This window comes from Frigoribacterium faeni (assembly GCF_011761235.1).
Taxonomy (GTDB): Bacteria; Actinomycetota; Actinomycetes; order Actinomycetales; family Microbacteriaceae; genus Frigoribacterium; species Frigoribacterium faeni_A.
Window position 1 is genome coordinate 1,321,789 of sequence record NZ_JAAOYW010000001.1, and the last position, 14,506, is coordinate 1,336,294.

13 protein-coding genes are annotated in these 14,506 nt (G+C 75.4%); 9 read left to right on the plus strand and 4 right to left on the minus strand.

Going from position 1 to position 14,506, the window contains the following annotated elements:
* Positions 1-218: 218 nt before the first annotated feature.
* From FHR78_RS06105 to FHR78_RS06125, 4 genes are all read left to right on the plus strand, one after another.
* Positions 219-740 (plus strand): GNAT family N-acetyltransferase, encoded by a 522-nt coding sequence (locus FHR78_RS06105; protein ID WP_166759750.1) that lies wholly within the window; start codon positions 219-221, stop codon positions 738-740.
* Between the two features lie 202 nt (positions 741-942).
* A complete protein-coding gene (locus FHR78_RS06110) occupies positions 943-2,016 on the plus strand; it encodes a hypothetical protein (RefSeq protein WP_166759534.1) in 1,074 nt (357 codons plus the stop codon).
* Between the two features lie 129 nt (positions 2,017-2,145).
* Entirely contained in the window at positions 2,146-4,188 is a 2,043-nt protein-coding gene (locus FHR78_RS14835; RefSeq protein WP_208392766.1) for a chaplin family protein, read from the plus strand.
* Between the two features lie 138 nt (positions 4,189-4,326).
* On the plus strand, positions 4,327-4,725 hold the full coding sequence (locus tag FHR78_RS06125) for a hypothetical protein (RefSeq protein WP_166759535.1): 399 nt from the start codon (positions 4,327-4,329) through the stop codon (positions 4,723-4,725).
* A gap of 181 nt (positions 4,726-4,906) precedes the next feature.
* Here FHR78_RS06125 and FHR78_RS06130 read toward each other — a convergent pair whose 3' ends face one another.
* Together FHR78_RS06130 and FHR78_RS06135 are read right to left on the minus strand one after the other, a co-directional pair.
* On the minus strand, positions 4,907-5,296 hold the full coding sequence (locus FHR78_RS06130) for a YchJ family protein (RefSeq protein WP_166759536.1): 390 nt from the start codon (positions 5,294-5,296) through the stop codon (positions 4,907-4,909).
* Positions 5,297-5,459: 163 nt separating this feature from the next.
* Positions 5,460-5,879 carry a VOC family protein gene (locus FHR78_RS06135; protein WP_166759537.1) on the minus strand — a complete coding sequence of 140 codons (420 nt, stop codon included), beginning with the start codon at positions 5,877-5,879 and terminating at the stop codon, positions 5,460-5,462.
* A gap of 248 nt (positions 5,880-6,127) precedes the next feature.
* On the opposite strand from FHR78_RS06135, the gene FHR78_RS06140 reads away from it, so the two are divergent.
* The 3 genes from FHR78_RS06140 (at position 6,128) to FHR78_RS06150 (ending at position 9,012) form a co-directional block, all read left to right on the plus strand.
* Positions 6,128-6,544 carry a hypothetical protein gene (locus tag FHR78_RS06140; RefSeq protein ID WP_166759538.1) on the plus strand — a complete coding sequence of 139 codons (417 nt, stop codon included), beginning with the start codon at positions 6,128-6,130 and terminating at the stop codon, positions 6,542-6,544.
* Positions 6,545-6,701: 157 nt separating this feature from the next.
* Entirely contained in the window at positions 6,702-7,664 is a 963-nt protein-coding gene (locus FHR78_RS06145; RefSeq protein ID WP_166759539.1) for a metallophosphoesterase, read from the plus strand.
* Between the two features lie 274 nt (positions 7,665-7,938).
* The gene (locus FHR78_RS06150) at positions 7,939-9,012 is read left to right on the plus strand and encodes an NAD-dependent epimerase/dehydratase family protein (protein WP_347878072.1); all 1,074 of its coding nucleotides are present in this window, start codon (positions 7,939-7,941) and stop codon (positions 9,010-9,012) included.
* Positions 9,013-9,357: 345 nt separating this feature from the next.
* Here FHR78_RS06150 and FHR78_RS06155 read toward each other — a convergent pair whose 3' ends face one another.
* A complete protein-coding gene (locus FHR78_RS06155; RefSeq protein WP_243862016.1) occupies positions 9,358-10,026 on the minus strand; it encodes an HAD-IA family hydrolase in 669 nt (222 codons plus the stop codon).
* 663 nt (positions 10,027-10,689) lie between these two features.
* On the opposite strand from FHR78_RS06155, the gene FHR78_RS06160 reads away from it, so the two are divergent.
* Both FHR78_RS06160 and FHR78_RS06165 read left to right on the plus strand, forming a co-directional pair.
* Complete coding sequence (locus FHR78_RS06160) at positions 10,690-11,592, plus strand: aminodeoxychorismate lyase (RefSeq protein WP_166759540.1); 903 nt, start codon at positions 10,690-10,692, stop codon at positions 11,590-11,592.
* Positions 11,593-11,829: 237 nt separating this feature from the next.
* Positions 11,830-12,105, plus strand: coding sequence for a hypothetical protein (locus FHR78_RS06165; protein WP_166759541.1), 276 nt, complete (start codon positions 11,830-11,832; stop codon positions 12,103-12,105).
* 197 nt (positions 12,106-12,302) lie between these two features.
* On the opposite strand, the gene glgX is transcribed toward FHR78_RS06165, so the two are convergent.
* The gene (glgX, locus tag FHR78_RS06170; RefSeq protein ID WP_166759542.1) at positions 12,303-14,366 is read right to left on the minus strand and encodes a glycogen debranching protein GlgX; all 2,064 of its coding nucleotides are present in this window, start codon (positions 14,364-14,366) and stop codon (positions 12,303-12,305) included.
* Between the last annotated feature and the right edge of the window lie 140 nt (positions 14,367-14,506).

Genomic DNA, 14,506 nt, shown 5'->3' on the forward strand with positions numbered 1-14,506 from the left:
GGCCCCCCCCCCCCCCCCCGGGCCCCCGGGCCCCCCCCCCCCCCCCCCCTTTGGCCCCCCCCCCCCCCCCCCCGCGGGGCCCACCCCCCACTTCGGGGTTCGGCGGCGGGAAGGCCGACGGCGGGGCGGCGGCAAGGCGGACGGCGGGGCGGACGGCGGGGCGGCGGGCGACGCGACGACGCGCGGCCGGGCCGGGCCGCGTCTGGCACCCTGGCGAGATGAGCCCGCGCACCCCGAGCACCGTCACGATCCGCCGCACGACCGCCGACGATTGGGAGCGGGTGCGCGACCTGCGGCTCGAGATGCTCGAGGACACCCCGCTCGCCTACGGCGAGACCCTCGCGACGGCCCTCACGCACGGCGAGCCCGAGTGGCGCTCGCGCGGAGCCCGAGGCCAGGCCCCCCACAGCGTGCTGCTCGCGGCGATCGACGACGAGACGGGCGAGTGGGTCGGCACCATGGGCGGCTACCTCGACGCCCCCGGGGTGCCGATGCTGATCGGCGTCTACGTGCGTCCGTCTCACCGAGGCAAGGAGGCGGGGGTCGCCGACGCCCTGCTCGACACGGTCGTCGAGTGGGCCCGGTCCGAGGGCACGTCGCTGACGCTCCACGTGCACGAGGACAACCCGCGCGCGGTCGCCTACTACCGGCGCCGGGGCTTCGAGTCGACGGGCGTGACCGTGCCCTACGTGCTCGACCCCGCGAGCCGCGAGCTCGAGCTGCGCCTGCCGCTCGGCTGACCTGCTGCGGACGGGGGCGTCCCCAGGGGCTCGGCCCGCGCCTCCTCCCCAGGAGATCCCCAGGTGCCGTCAGGGGTACAAATGAGGCAATCTCGTGGACATCGCCGGACCACGAGCGTAGAAAAGGGGCACAGCGGGACCAACCACCCCGTCGTCGGGCCTCACGACCCGGCAGCAGCTCAGCGACCGAAGAAGGTGCGCCGTGGATCAGACGGCCGAGGGGACGACACGGCGACCCGCCGCGCTCTCCCTCGTGCGCCTCCTCGTGGTCTCCGGCCTGGCCGCGCTCGCGGTCGTCCTGCTGAGCTTGTTCTTCTCGTCGACCTCCGCGTCGGCCGCACCCGCCGCTCCCCCGGCCGACCCGTCGCTGCTCGGCGGCGTCACGTCGGCCGTCGGCGGCGTCGCCCAGTCGCTCGACGCCCCCGTGGCCGCCGTCGGGACGACCGCAGGAGGCGCGGTGTCGTCGGTCACGCAGGTCGCGACGCAGGCCACCGCGGTGGCTCCCCCGGTGCAGCAGGTCGTCCAGGCCGTCGCTCCCGTGGTGCCGCAGGCCGTGCAGCAGGTGGCCGCCGCGGCTCCGGTCTCGCAGGTCGTGGCCCCGGTCGCGCAGGTCGTCGACTCCGTCGTCGCCGCCACCCCGGTCGTGCCCGCCGTCGTCGGCAAGGCGCCCGTCGGCACGGTGACGGCACCCGTCGCCGAGGTCGTCGACACGGCTGTCGGCAGCGTCGCCGACGCGGCCGACGCCGCCGCTCCCGGCCTTCCCCTCCCGCCCGTCACGACGCCGCTGCCCGGCACCTCGACCGGCGCCGTCGGCGACGGCACGACTCCCGCGACGCACGCTCCGGCGGGCCTCCAGGCGGGCCTGGCGGGCGACGACGTGACGGCCGCCGACCTCTCCGACACCGCCGCCGCACCGGCCGCGGACGTCGTGACCACCGACCCCGCGAGCGCCCTCCGCGCCGCGATCGCCGCGCACTCCGCCGGCTCGGCGCAGGGCGCCACGACCACCGGCGGCGCCTCGGCGCCTGCCGCCCCGATGCCCGCCGACCACCGCTCGCCCCTCGGCGACGACGGCCTGCCGGGCCTGCCCTCGGGCAGCACCGGCTCGGCCGGCTCGGGCTCCGCCGGCGCAGGTGCCGGCTCGGCGGGAGCCGTCGTCGGAGACGCGGCCCGCCCCTCCTCGCTCCCCGGTCTCGCCGTCTCGGCGGGCTCCGCGGACGGCGACGACGACCTCCCGTCGACGCCCACGTACGACACCGACAGCTCCCCCGACTGAGGTCGGTCGCGTCGTCAGGGCCCCGCTGCACCCGCAGCCGGCCCGAGACCTGGCACTCGCCGGTCGACGACACACGCGACCACGCCGCGAGACCGCGGCACCACACCTCATCTCATCTTGGAGTTCGTCATGAACAAGCACGTCTCGAGAGGGCTCATGGGAGCGCTCTTCGTCGGGGGCATCTGGGCCCTCGGAACCACCGCCGCCAACGCGGCACCTGCCACCACCGGCGACGACGGGCTGCTCTCGGGCACCCAGGTCCAGGCCGTCGTCGACGCCCCCGTCTCGGCTCTCGGGAACGCGGTGTCCGTCGTCGGCGACAGCACGGCGGCAGCCCCGGTTGCTGCTCCGGCCCCGGCTCCGGCCGCGGCTCCGGCTCCGGCTCCGGCTGCTGCTGCGCCTGCCACCGCACCCGCGGCTGCACCGGCCGCTCCGGCGCCGGTCACGACCACCAGCGGAGACTCCGGCCTGCTCTCGGGCACCCAGAGCATCGTCTCGGTGGACGTCCCGATCACCGTCACCGACACCGCGATCTCGGTCCTCGGGGACGCGGCCAGCACGTCGGCAGCCCCGGCCGCTCCGGCAGCGCCCGCTGCACCCGCCGCGACCTCCTCGGGGAGCGACTCGGTCGGCGGGGGCTCGCAGGCCCTGGTCGACGCCAGCCTGCCGGTCACCGTGTCGGGCAACGCCCTCTCGGTGCTCGGCGACAGCGCGAGCACGGGAGCAGCCGCACCGGCGACGAGCGCCCCGGCGTCGTCGGCTCCGGCATCGGCCGGCTCGACGACCACGGGTGAGGACGCCGTCCTCGGCGGCACGCAGATCGTCCCCGGCGTCTCGGTGCCGGTCACGGTCGGCGGCAACGCGATCAGCGTCCTCGGCGACAGCAGCTCCACCGGCACCGGCACGACCGGCACGGGCACCGCGCCCGCCGCCGGCACGGGCACCGGCGGCAGCACCTCGGGCGACGACGGCATCGCCGGCGGCACCCAGGTGATCCCCGCCGTGGACGCTCCCGTCACGGTCGGCGGCAACGCGATCAGCGTCGTCGGCGACAGCAGCAGCACCGGCACGACCACCGGCAACGGCACCGGCACCACGCCCGCCGCCGGCACCGGCAGCACCACCACGGGCGACGACGGCATCGCCGGCGGCACCCAGATCATCCCCGTGATCACCGCACCCGTCACCGGAGGCGGCAACGCCGTCAGCGTCATCGGCGACAGCAGCAGCACCGGCACCACCACCGGCACGGGCACCAGCACCACGCCCGGCACCGGCAGCACCACCACGGGCACCGACGGCATCGCCGGCGGCACCCAGATCATCCCCGTCATCACCGCACCCGTCACCGGAGGCGGCAACGCCGTCAGTGTCATCGGCGACAGCAGCAGCACCGGCACCACCACCGGCACGGGCACCAGCACCACGCCCGGCACCGGCACCGGCACCGGCACCGGCAGCACCACCACGGGCAACGACGGCATCGCGGGCGGCACCCAGATCATCCCCGTGATCACCGCACCCGTCACCGGAGGCGGCAACGCCGTCAGCGTCATCGGCGACAGCAGCTCCACCGGCACCACCACGGGCACCGGCACCACGCCCGGCACCGGCACCGGCACCGGCGGCACCACCACCGGCGAGGGCAGCATCGGCGGCGGCACGCAGATCGTGCCCGTCATCACGGTGCCGATCGACCTCGGCGGCAACGCGGTGAGCGTCGTCGGCGACAGCGACACCACCGGCACCGGCACCGGCACCGACACCGGCACCGGCACCGAGCCGACGGACCCGACGGTCCCGACGGTCCCCGCCGTCCCGGTCGTCCCCGTCACCCCGGTCGTCCCCGTCGTCCCCGTCGTCCCCGTCACCCCCGCCACCCCGTCGGACCCCACCACCCCGACGACCGGTGACGACGGCGACGTCGTGACGATCGGCGGCGACGTCGCGACGACCGACACCGGCGCCGGCGTCGTGACCGCCTCGACGACGGGACGCACCGTGTCCGTCTCGACCGCCTCCTCGGCTTCGCAGCCGTTCACGACGGCGGCCGACTCCACCTCCCTCGCCTACACGGGCAGCGAGTCGACGGGCGGCCTCGCGGCGGCCCTGCTGGCCCTGCTCGCCGGCCTGGGACTGCTGCTGACGGCTCGTCGTCGGGCTCGCGCCTGAGCGGCGACGAGGCAGCCAGCCGCACGGCGGCGCACCGCAGACCGGTTCAGGGTCTGCGGTGCGTCGCCGCGCGCGGGCGCTCGCGCTAGGTTGTCGACCAGCGCTCGACCGGGCGCGAGGGGACGACGCGGGGGACGCATGGCCGACAGCAGCTACGACTACTTCTTCACCGGGCCGCACGACGAGTCGCGCCGGCTCGTCGACCACGTGGCCGGGTCGCTGGGCTTCCGGCTCGAGCAGATGCCGAACGGCAGCACGAAGGCCTCGCGGGGCGACCTCACGAAGACGCTGTTCCTCGGGGTGCTCGCGGGCAAGTCGTTCCACGTCACGCTCTGGCTGCAGTACTTCGTCGACGACGCGGGCCGCCTCGTCGTGCGGCTCAGCCGCGACCTCGGCACCGGCCTCGTCAAGGGCGGCGCGCTCGGCGCGGCCCGCTCACAGGAGGCGTTCGCCGAGCTCGCCCACGCCCTCGGCCGCGCGTCGACGGGCGGTCAGCTCGACCCCGGCGGGCAGCCTGGCGGCAGCGCGCAGGCCTAGTCGCACGGGTGGGGCGGACCAGCGGTCCGTCCGGTGCGGGCCGTGCCTGCGAGTGCGGCGGGTCGCCGTGGCCTACGGCGGGCGGGCGCCCACCCGCCGGCGACGACGGGGACCCGCCGACACCGGGCACCGCGCCCCAGCACCCAGCACGCAGATCGACGCACCGCGCCCCGCACCAGCCCTACCCCGCCACCCCGTCGACGTACAGCCACCGCCGCTCACGGTCCCGGACGAACCGGCTGACCTCGCGCTGCACCTCCGCGCGCCCGTCGACCCGGTGGTGGGCGGCGAACTCGACCACGCCGCGGTCGTCGAGCGGCCCGCCCCGCTCGGTCCGGAGCACGTCGAGCCGGTACCACCGCACCTCGGGGTCGAGCTCCAGCTCCTCCGGACGGGTCGACGGGTGCCACGTCTCGAGCAGCCACGCGACGTCGCCGACCACGAAGGCCGAGTACCGCGAGCGCATCAGCCGCTCGGCGGTCGGAGCGGGTGCACGATGCGCGTGCAGGGGGCCGCAGCACGCCCCGTAGGTCTCGCCGCTCAGGCAGGGGCAGCGCGCGGAGTCGTCCATCCCCCCATCATCCCCGAGCCCCGAGCCCCGCCGGGCGACCCACCGCAGGAGGCGCCGCGCATGCCCCAGCCGACCCGCACCTCCTCGGATCCCGCCGTCCCGACCCACCGCAGGAGGCGCGGCGCACGCCCCAGCCGACCCGCACCTCCTCGGGTCCCCGCCGTCAGGCCGCGGCGCCCCCGATGTTCACCATCCAGTGGATGCCCCAGCGGTCGTCGACCTGGCCGAAGCTGTCGCCCCACGGCGCCTGGGCGAGCGGCAGGTTCACCTGCCCGCCCTCGGCGAGCGCCGCGAACCAGCCGGTGAGGCGCTCGGAGTCGTCCGCGTCGCCGAAGAGCGACAGCGAGATCGCGTTCTCGCCCTCGAGCGGCACCGCGTCGGGCCGGTCGGCGGCCATCAGCACCAGCCCGTGCGGAGTCGCGAGGTGGCCGTGCATGACCTTGCCTCCCTCGTCGTCGCCGCCCATGCCGTACTGGGCGTAGGTGACGCAGGTCGGCTCGCCGCCGAAGACGGAGGCGTAGAAGTCGAGCGCCTCGCGCGTCTCCGAACGGAACGCGAGGTAGGGCGTGAGCTGGACGGTCATCGGGACTCCCTGGGGCACGACGCCGGCGGGTCAGGTCGGCGGCGTGCACCGGCGACCACGCTGCCTCCCCGCATGATGGCACCGGCGAGGAGGCGGCACCAGCCCCGTCCGCACCCGCCGACGACCCGAGGAGGCGCCCGTCGCCCCGGCGCCGCCGCCCACGCCCCTAGACAGGTCGCTCCACCCCTGCCCGGGTCGGCCCCGAACTGGGCGTCGCCGCAGCTCGGCTGTCCTGTCACAGTGGTCCGATGACCACCCCTCCGCCCCCTGGCACCCACCCCGTGCTCGAGCCGGAGCTGGTGTTCGCGCACGAGCGGGCGCGCCTCGAGGCGAGCACGATCCACGGCGACCCGGGCGACGGCCGTCGTCGGCTGCCGCGGCTGTCGCGGTCGGCCACGGCGAAGGCGCTCACCGCGGGCGGGTTCCGCACGCTGACCGGGCTCAACGTCACGGCGTCCGACCTGAGCCGCGACGGCACGCAGTTCCTCGACGACACCGAGACGGTGCTGCTCGAGACCCTGGCGCTCGGTCGCCGCTTCTACGGCCTGTACGTCGAGCCGCAGAACCCGTCGCACGAGCAGTGGGACGCGGTCACGGCCATGTTCAGCGAGCTCGGCGCCAAGCTCGACGCGCGCCTCGGGCCCGTCGAGCAGTTCCTCGCGTAGCGACCGTCGAGGGCGGGCGCGGCCTCGCCGTCCGCCGGTGCTTCACCGTCGAGGGCGGGTGTTCCGGGCCGAGGGCGGGTCGGCGGCGACCCGCCCTCGAGCCGGAAGACCCGCCCTCGGCACCGGCCGGGGCCGCGCGCGCGGGTAGGGTCGGCGCATGTTCGCCCTGCCGCCCGGATCGCTGCGCCTCGTCCACCTGAGCGACTCGCACCTGACCGGCGACGGCCGGCTGCACCAGGGCTCCGTCGACACGCTCGCCGCGCTCGACCGGGTCCTCGCCGAGGCGGCCCGCGTCGAGGGAGCCCGGCTGCTCGTCGGCTCGGGCGACCTGTCGGACGACGGGAGCACCGCCTCCTACGCCCTGCTGCGCGACCGCCTCGAGGCGTGGGCTGCGGCACGGGCCGCGGCGCACACGCCCGACGCCGTGTCCGCGCCCGACGCAGCGCCCGCACCCGCACCCGCACCGGCGCCCGCCGTCGTGCTCGTGCCCGGCAACCACGACCTGCGCGGCGGCTTCGTCGAGGTGCTCGGCGACGGCCACCTCACGCACCCGGACTCCGACCGGCCCGGCCCCGACCCGGAGCACCCCGTCGACGGCGTCTCGCTCGTCGACGGCTGGCGGATCGTCACGCTCGACACCTCGGTGCCGGGTGCCGGCTACGGCCTGCTGCGCCCCGCCCAGCTCGAGGGGCTGCGCGACCTGCTCGCCGAGCCCGCCCCGCGAGGAACCGTGATCGTGCTGCACCACCCGCCGCTCCCCGCGCCGACGACCCTGCACGAGTCGCTCGCCCTGCAGACGCCGGAGGCGCTGGCCGCGGTGATCGAGGGCACCGACGTCCGCGTCGTCCTCGGCGGCCACTACCACCGCCACGTCGTCGGGTCGACGGCGGGCGTGCCCGTGCTCGTCGCGCCGGCGATCGCGAACGAGACCGACGTGTGCGCGCCCCACGGCACGGAGCGGGCCCTGCGCGGCTCGGGGTTCCTCGTCGTCGACCTGCTGGCCGACGGCACCGTCTGCTCGACTCCGGTGCGCGTGCACGACGAGCACGACGGCGACGAGGTGTTCGTCCTCGACGAGGAGGCGGTGCTCGCGATCGCCGCCGCGGCCGGCGCCCCCTGACCCCTGCCCGCCCTGCACCCGCACCCTCATCCCCTCCCGCACCCGCACGCACCCGCAGGCACGCCCGCACCAGGGAGGAGTTGCCCCGAACGGTCGCCTCGCCGCTTTGCCGGCGACCGTTCGGGGCAACTCGGGCGATCGGGCGATCGGGCGATCGGGCGACCCGGGCAACTCGAGGCGGCCGGGGCGGCCGGCGACCGGGACGACTCGTCCTCGGGCCGACGGCGGGCCGCCGATCAGGGGGGTCGCGTAGGGTCGAGACGACGTCCGGTCCGTGAGCACGGAGCGGCACGTCGACACCGTCCGAGAACCGTCCGAGGGAGCCCGCAGCATGCGCGTGGTCGTCGTCGGAGCCACCGGCAACCTGGGCACCGCCCTGTTGACGCGGCTCCAGTCCGAACCGGCCGTCACCGAGCTGGTCGGCGTCGCCCGGCGCGCGCCGCGCACCGCCTCCCCGCCCTACGGCGACGTGCAGTGGTTCACGATCGACGTCGGCGCTGACGCGTCGCCCGCCCGCCTCGCCCGCGCCTTCGTCGGGGCCGACGCCGTCGTGCACCTCGGCTGGGCCCTGCAGCCCAGCCACGACCGCGACGCCATGTGGCGCACGAACGTCGTCGGCACGCGGCACGTGCTCGACGCGGTCGCCCTGGCCGGGGTGCCGCACGTGCTCGTCGCGTCGTCCGTGGGCGCCTACAGCCGGGGGTCGAAGACCCGCCGCGTCACGGAGTCGCACAAGACCAAGGGCGTCCGCCGGTCGAGCTACTCGCGGCACAAGTCGGTCAACGAGCGGCTGATGGACGCCTGGTCGGCGAAGCACCCCGACGTCGTGCTCACCCGCATGCGCCCCGGCCTCGTCTTCCAGCCCGCCGCCGCGAGCGAGATCATCGGGCTGTTCCTGGGCCGCTGGGTGCCGACGCGCTGGATGCAGCACCACCGCCTCCCCTTCCTGCCCCTCGCGCCGCGCTTCGTGTCGCAGGTCGTCCACGCCGACGACGTGGCCGACGCCTTCTGGCGTGCCATCGACCGTCACGTCGGCGGAGCGTTCAACCTCGCCGCCGAGCCCGTCGTCGACCCGCACATGGTCGCCGAGGCGTTCGGCACGCGGATGCTGCCCGTGCCCTACCGCGTCCTGCGCGCCGCCGCCCTGGTCACGTGGCTGCTCCGCCTGCAGCCCACCGAGCCCGGCTGGCTCGACATCGCCGCGAAGGTGCCCGTCATGTCGACGGACGCCGCGCGCGAGCAGCTCGGCTGGGCTCCGCGGCACAGCGCGGGCGAGACCCTGCGCGCCTTCGCGCGGGCGATCGGCCGCCGCGACTCGCACCCCGGGTCGCACCCCCTCAGCGGCTAGCCGCCGCGCCTGCTCGCCGCGCCCGCCCCGTACGTCCCCGCACCCGTGCGCGCCGCCCTGCACCTCCCGACACCGCCGAGTGAACGGAACACCGCCGTAGTGGGCGGTGTCCGGTTCACTCCGCGGTGTCAGCGCGCGGCGGCGTCGAACCGGGCTACTCGAGGCAGGCGCGCCGGCGCACGCGCTGCAGCTCCCGACACCGCCGAGTGAACGGAACACCGCCGTAGTGGGCGGTGTTCGGTTCACTCGACGGTGTCAGCGTGCGGCGGGGCCGACGGGCCAGTCCGGCGAGCAGGCCCGGGCCGGTGGGTACAGGGCGGGCACTCGCGGCGCGCCCGCGCCGCGTCAGAGCGTGAGCGTCAGCAGCCCGTCGTCGGCGACGGCGACGCCCGCGCCGCGGTAGTCGGCGATGCGCGGCAGCCCCTCCGCCGCCGGCCCGTCGTGGTCGCCCACGACCACGACCTGGGCCCCGGAGGCGCGTGCGGCCCACAGCCCCGCCTCCGCGTCCTCGAACACGACGACGTCGCCCGGGTCGACGCCCAGCAGCTCGGCGGCCCGCAGGTACCCGTCGGGCGCGGGCTTGCCGACGGCGACGTCCTCGGAGGCGAGGACGACCGCGGGCAGGGCGACCCCGGCCACCGCCGTGCGGCTGTGGGCGATGCCCCCGGGCGCGCTCGTGACGAGCGCCACCTGGGCCGCGGGCAGGGCGGCGACGAACGCGGCCGCTCCGGGGATCTCGACCACGCCGTCGGGGGCCGACCCCTCGACCGACAGCAGGGCGTCGACGTGCCGGAGCACCGCCTCCTCGTCCAGGTCGGGCTGGAAGCGCCGCACCGTGTCGGCCGTCTGGCGGCCGTGCGCGAAGGCGAGGACCTCGCCCGGGTCGAGGCCGAGCGGACCGCACCAGTCGGTCCAGATGCGCTCGACGAGGGCGGTCGAGTCGACGAGGGTGCCGTCCATGTCGAAGACGACCGCCCGGGCGGTCAGGGTCGTGGGACGCGGCTCGGGGCTCATGGCGACAGTCTGCCCCACGCGTCCGACGGGACCGCGGCCGGGCGCCGGACGCAGAGCCCATCCGACGGCGGACAGGAGGCCGCCCGACGGCAGACGACGAGCCGCCCCGACGGCGGACGACGGGGCCTCCCCGCGCGGGACGGGCGCACCGTCCGGGGCACATGCGTTCCTGTGCATGCCGTGCACGTTCACGGACCCCCGTCCGGGGGCTACGGCGACACGCGTAGCCTTGCCTCGTGGGGGCCTTCACCGGCCCCGCACGGTGTCGGCCGTCGCGAGCGTCCCTGCCCGTGAAGCTCAGGTTCGCGACCCGGCACCGGGGCCGCGCCCCTCCTCGGGGGGCGTGGCCCGCCTCCGGTCGCCCGCCCCTCCGGACACGACACGGAGGAGGGGGACGGAGCAGTTCGTCGTGACTCCCCGCAGCGAACGTCCCTGCGTGAAGCTCCGACGGAGCGGAGAGCCACGTGCCTGCACGAGGCGGGCTCCGCCAGCCTACGACGGCGAGGCCCCCGCCGACAGGGGTTGACTCCTCCCGAAAAGGCTGGTCAGCATCCGTTTTCGCTAGACAGTCTCGCTACCTGCGCAGGCGGGCGGCGGCGCTGCTAGCGTCGGGTCGTCGCGCCCCGGCCGGGGCCCGCGCCCCGCCTGCCCGATGAGGACCCCATGACCGACGCCCCGCCTCCCGTTCTCGTCGTCATCGACCGGGCCGCCGCCGGCGGGCCCCCGCTCGGCCCGGGCGAGACCGGCTTCCGGGTCGTCGACCCGGCCGCCCCGACGATCCACGTCACCGACCTGGGCGTCACGCGCGGCGACGGCATCTTCGAGGGCCTCGGCGTCTCGCACGGGTCGATCCAGGCGCTCGAGCCGCACCTCGCCCGCCTCGCCCGCTCGGCCGCGCTGCTCGACCTGCCCGAGCTCGACCTCGACGTGATCCGCGCCGCGTGCCTCGAGTCGGCCCGGCTGCACGAGCCCGCGCCGCTCCTCCTGCAGAAGCTCGTCGTCACGCGGGGCGTCGAGGGCGGCGACGGCTCCCCCACGGCCTGGGTGCGCACCGAGCTGATGCCCGACCACGACCGGGAGCGCCGCGAGGGCATCCGCGTCGTCTCGCTCGACCGCGGCTACCGGCACGACGTCGCGCAGACGTCGCCGTGGCTGCTGCAGGGCGCGAAGACGCTCTCGTACGCCGTCAACAAGAGCGTGCTGCGCGAGGCCGCCCGCCGAGGCGCCGACGACGTGCTCTTCGTGAGCAGCGACGGGTACGCCCTCGAGGGGCCCTCGGCCTCGCTCGTCGCCCGCGTCGACGGCCGCTACCTCACGCCGCGCACCGACCAGGGCATCCTCGAGGGCACGACGCAGGCCGACGCCTTCGAGGTGCTGCGCTCGCTCGGGCACGACGTCGCGGAGGAGCTGCTGCCGATGGACGTCGTCCGCCGGGCCGACGCCCTCTGGCTGCTCTCGAGCGGCCGGCTGATCGCGCCCGTCTCGGCGCTCGACGACGTGCCCGTCGCGATCGACGCCGAGCTGACCCGACAGCTCGGCGACGCGCTGGTCGACCGGCGGGCCTGACCGGCGGGCCTGACCGGCGGGCCTGAGCGGCGCGAGCGGCGTGCCCGACGGGCGCGCCGCCCCGGACGCGAGACGCCCTCACGTGGTAGTGGACGGTATCCGCCACGCGAACAGTAGTTAGGCGAGCTAGACACCTGCCGGTGCGGCTGCGACAGTGAGACCGTGCCGATTCACGGCGGCACGACCATCATCCGCAGTTCGATCAGGCGTTCGCAGGGCGCCAGGAATGAGCCGAACATGAACACCGACGCACCCCGTCCCACCGTCCGATCCGTGTCCGCCCGCGAGCTCGCAGGCCTCGGCGCGGAGCAGCTCGTCGAGCACGTCCGCAGCCGGGTCGACGTGACCAGCGGCAGCTCCTACCAGCGGCAGTCCGGCGTGCCGGCCGCCCGGGTCGGCGCGTACCCCAAGCGCCGTCGCACCTCGACGGCGCCCCGCGTGCCCGTCGTCTCCGAGGGCCCCTCGTACGCCGACTTCTTCGTCGAGCCGGCCCGACAGCTCGTCTCGGCCTGACCGCCGCGGGCCAGCCCCGACACCGCCGGAGGGCGGGCACCGATCCGGTGCCCGCCCTCTCGTCGTCTCAGCCCTCGACCGTCCGCCCGGCTCCCGACGCCCGCTGACCGGAGCCGAGGAGGCGACGCGCGCCTCCTCGGGTCCGGCCTGCCGCCTCCCCCGGTCCCGTCCTGCGTCCGGTCGGGCCCGGGTCGTGCCTAGGAGGCGCGGCTGCGGAGCAGCGTGAAGCTGGCGTCGCGCACGAGCAGCGTCGTGACGGGGCCCTCGACCTGCTGGTCGGGGTCGCTCGAGCTGGCGAGCTCCCACTCGCCGTGCGGCGCCTCGGGCACCTGGAACTCGACCACGCTCGTCGAGCCGTTGGTGAGGAACGCGAACGCGTCGGCGTCCTTGTGCGTGAGCACGAAGGTGATCGCCTTGTTCTCGCCCTGCTGCCAGTCGCCGGTCGAGAACGAGTGGTCGTCGGCGCGGCGCACCTGCACGTGGTCGTCGCTCTCGACCTCGGGCGCGTAGCGGAACCAGTCGGGGCGCAGGGCGGCGTTCTCGCGACGCAGCGTGATCAGCTCGGTCGTGAAGGCGAGCAGGTCGCGGTCGGCGCGCTCCCAGTCGAACCACGAGATCTCGCTGTCCTGGCAGTAGGCGTTGTTGTTGCCGCCCTGGCTGCGCGCGATCTCGTCGCCGCCGAGGATCATCGGCACGCCCGCGCTGAGCAGCAGCGTGCCGAGGAAGTTGCGGCGCTGACGGTCGCGGTACTCGTTCACGGCGCCGTCGTCGGTGGGGCCCTCGATGCCGCCGTTGAACGACTTGTTGTCGCTCTCGCCGTCGGCGTTGTCCTCGCCGTTGGCCTCGTTGTGCTTCTCGGCGTACATCGTCAGGTCGGCCAGCGTGAAGCCGTCGTGCGCGGTGACGAAGTTGACGCTCGACAGCGGCGAGCGGCGCGAGTCCTCGTAGACGTCGGGGCTGCCGAGCACGCGGTCGGAGAACGTCGACAGGACGCCGGGCTCGCCGTTCCAGAACTCGCGGACGTCGTCGCGGAACTTGCCGTTCCACTCCGACCAGTCAGCGGGGAAGCCGCCCACCTGGTAGCCGGCGGTGTCCCATGGCTCGGCGATCATCTTGACGCTCTGCAGCACCGGGTCCTGGTGGATCAGCGTGAGGAACGCGCTGTGCTCGCTGGCCTCGCCGCCCTGACGCGTGAGCGTCGTGGCGAGGTCGAAGCGGAAGCCGTCGACGTGCATCTCGGTGACCCAGTAGCGCAGGCTGTCCATGATCAGGCCGAGGGCCGCGGGGTGGCTCACGTTGAGGCTGTTGCCGGTGCCGGTCGTGTCGAAGTAGGCCGACTCCTCCCCCTCGACGAGGCGGTAGTAGGCGGCGTTGTCGATGCCCTTGAACGAGATCGTCGGGCCCATGTGGTTGCCCTCGGCGGTGTGGTTGTAGACGACGTCCATCCACACCTCGAGGCCGGCCTCGTGGAAGGCCTTGACCATGGCCTTGAACTCGGCGACCTGGCCGCCGCGCGTGCCCGCGGCCTCCGACGCGTACTCGTCGTGGGGCGCGAAGAAGCCGATGGAGTTGTAGCCCCAGTAGTTGCGCAGGCCCTTCTCCTCGAGGTGGCTGTCCTGCACGAACTGGTGCGTGGGCAGCAGCTCGACCGCGGTCACGCCGAGGTCGGTGAAGTACTTGATCGAGGCGGGGTGCGCGAGGCCCGCGTAGGTGCCGCGGATATCCTCGGGCACGTCGGGGTGCTGCTGCGTGAAGCCCTTCACGTGCACCTCGTAGACGACCGTGTCCTCGAGGGCGGTCAGCGGACGCTCGTCGTCCGCCCAGTCGAAGGCGCGGTCGGCGATGACGTTGCGGGGCATCGCTGCCGCCGAGTCGGTCTCGTCCATCGTCTCGGGGTCGTCCATGTCGTGGCCGAAGACGGCCTGGCCCCAGTCGAAGCGGCCGTCGAGGGCCGTGGCGTACGGGTCGAGCAGCAGCTTCGCCTCGTTGTGGCGGAGGCCCGAGGCCGGGTCCCAGGGGCCCGCGACACGGAGGCCGTAGCGGGAGCCGACCCGCGCCTCCTCGACGACGGTGTGGAACACGTGGCCGGTGCGCTCGGTGAGCTCGAAGCGCGTCTCGGCGCCGGCGCTGCCGTCGTCGGCGTCGTCGAACAGGCAGAACCAGATCTTGTCGGCGGTCTCGGAGTACACGGCGACGTGGGCGCCGCCGCCCTCGAGGGGCGCGACGCCGAGGGGGTAGGGCAGGGAACGAGAAGCGGTCATGCCTCAGACATACAGGAACCCCGGAGGCGCGGGCCAAGCTGAGCGCCCCTCCGCCGCCCCGTACCCCGCGCCGCGCGCCGCGCGCCCCGGGCGCCGCCCCCGCCGCCCGCCGCGCGCCCGCCGCCCCCGCGCCCGCCGCC